We start from the raw sequence: 2,138 nt of genomic DNA, 5'->3' as shown, positions 1-2,138 counted from the left end.
GGCGCTGTGATGGATATTAAAAAAGTTACCCTGCATACACTGGAACAAAACGGCAGCTGGATATATTTACCTTCAAAAGTTGAAGTAACTTATATGTACTCGATTGATACAGGAAAAAATGCTTTGCTTGGTCCGCCTGATAAAATGTTAAGCGTTGATGTGCAACACGGAAAAAACATTTCCAAAATTGAAATACCCGGCGAACAAAGGTGCCGCTACATTCGTGTGGTGGCAAAAAATTATGGTATCATCCCCTCGGGTAATCCCGGTGCCGGTAATGCGGCGTGGTTATTTGCAGATGAGATTGAGGTGGAGTAACCCGATAGTTTCAGCCTATTATCGTTTTGTGTATCACTATTTTTGGATTTCTTTAGATTAATAAAATTTTAGAAAAAAAAGATAACTATAATTAAAACATCCTTAATTTTAAAGCAACAGATCATTCGTTTTATACTTTCCCTGTCGCTATTGCATTTTTGTTCAAATTAATATCTTGCAAAATGAAATTTTTACTGCTCTTATTTTCTGCAGCTTTGCTTTCAACAGGTATGTTTGCCCAAAATTTTAAATCCATTTTTAATGGTAAAGATTTAACGGGCTGGACCAATAACGGTACAGAAAAATGGTATGTAGAAAATAAAGAACTGGTTTGTGAAAGCGGGCCCGATAAACAATACGGCTATCTTTCTACCAATAAAAATTATAAAAATTTTGAACTTACTCTTCAGTTTAAACAGGAGGCTAATGGTAACAGTGGCGTATTTATCCGGTCCACAATTGAAGGCACAAAAATTAGTGGCTGGCAGGTAGAAGTGGCCCCGGCTAATAAACATACTGGTGGCATTTACGAATCGTACGGACGTGGCTGGCTGATACAACCCAAGGCTGAGGATGAACAATGGTTAAAAATGGGTGAATGGAATAAAATGAGGATTGTGGTAATTGGTGATGAAGTTACCAGTTGGTTAAACGGGCATAAAATGGTTTACCTTAAAGATGAAAAAATTGGAAAAGGACAAGGATTTATTGCCCTGCAAATTCATGATGGCGGAGGAATAAAAGTGAGGTGGAAAAAAATAAAAATTAAAGAGCTGGATTAATACAAGATCATAAATTTCCTGTTTTATTTGATTATTGATAATTGTTTTACTGTAAGTTTCCTGTAGTATAATAAGCCTGGCTTTTAAAGATCAGGGGACAAATGCAGAATTTACAGTAGTACAAAAGTTTAATCAGGGCTCCTTCCCGGAATCGGGCTGTATTCGATTCCGGGTCGCCTTTTTGGTTCTTTTTTGGAGAAGCAAAAAAGAACCAAAAAAATTATTCGACAATTATATTTTTAAAATTTGGTAAAAGTTCAGCACGTTAATAATTAATTTACACCACATAAAATTTATTTAATGAATAACAATACCGGATCATCACGTAGAAATTTTATTAAAAAACTGGCAGTGTCTTCTGCTGCTGTTACTGTTGGTGCAAATTTGTATGCAGCCGAAAATAAAAATATTTATTTTGAAAAGTTAAAACGAATACCACCAGGTGCCAATGATAAAATAAATATTGCATTAATTGGTGCCGGTGGTATGGGTACGCAGGATGTACTTACTGCACTTAAAGTTCCCAATACAAAAATAGTGGCCGTATGCGATTTGTATGATGGCCGCTTAAAAGATGCCAAATCAAAATGGGGTCCCGATTTATTTACTACACGGCAGTACAAAGAAATATTAAACCGAAAAGATGTTGATGCAGTCATTATAGCAACCCCCGATCACTGGCACCAGCAAATTTCTGTAGATGCTATGAAAGCAGGCAAACATGTGTATTGCGAAAAGCCAATGGTACACGCCATTACAGAAGGCCCGGCAGTTATAAAAGCGCAAGCAGAAACCGGAAAAATTTTCCAGGTAGGCAGCCAGGGTGTTTCATCTTTAGGTAACGAAAAAGCAAAACAATTATTAAAAGACGGCGCCATTGGGCAATTGAATTATGCTGAAGGTTTTTGGGCACGCCATTCTCCCACCGGTGCATGGCAATATCCAATACCTGCAGATGCATCAGCAGCAACAGTGGATTGGGAAACTTATATCAGCAATACCAACAAACGGTCATTTGATGCCACTCGTTTTTTCAGG

Annotated in this window: 2 protein-coding genes and 1 pseudogene; all 3 read left to right on the top strand. The window is 37.3% G+C overall.

Going from position 1 to position 2,138, the window contains the following annotated elements; genetic code table 11:
• Nucleotides 1-318: pseudogene (locus ACY65O_RS08865) on the top strand (hypothetical protein); the annotation flags it as partial.
• Between the two features lie 182 nt (nt 319-500).
• Nucleotides 501-1,100 carry a 3-keto-disaccharide hydrolase gene (locus ACY65O_RS08860; protein WP_462220496.1) on the top strand — a complete coding sequence of 200 codons (600 nt, stop codon included), beginning with the start codon at nt 501-503 and terminating at the stop codon, nt 1,098-1,100.
• A gap of 300 nt (nt 1,101-1,400) precedes the next feature.
• Nucleotides 1,401-2,138 (top strand): Gfo/Idh/MocA family protein (locus tag ACY65O_RS08855; RefSeq protein WP_462220495.1); only part of this gene is annotated, 738 nt, incomplete at its 3' end.

The sequence above is a fragment of the Ferruginibacter sp. genome, assembly GCF_031430955.1.
In the GTDB taxonomy this organism is placed as follows: domain Bacteria; phylum Bacteroidota; class Bacteroidia; order Chitinophagales; family Chitinophagaceae; genus Ferruginibacter.
This window is presented reverse-complemented; position numbering and strand designations above follow the sequence as displayed.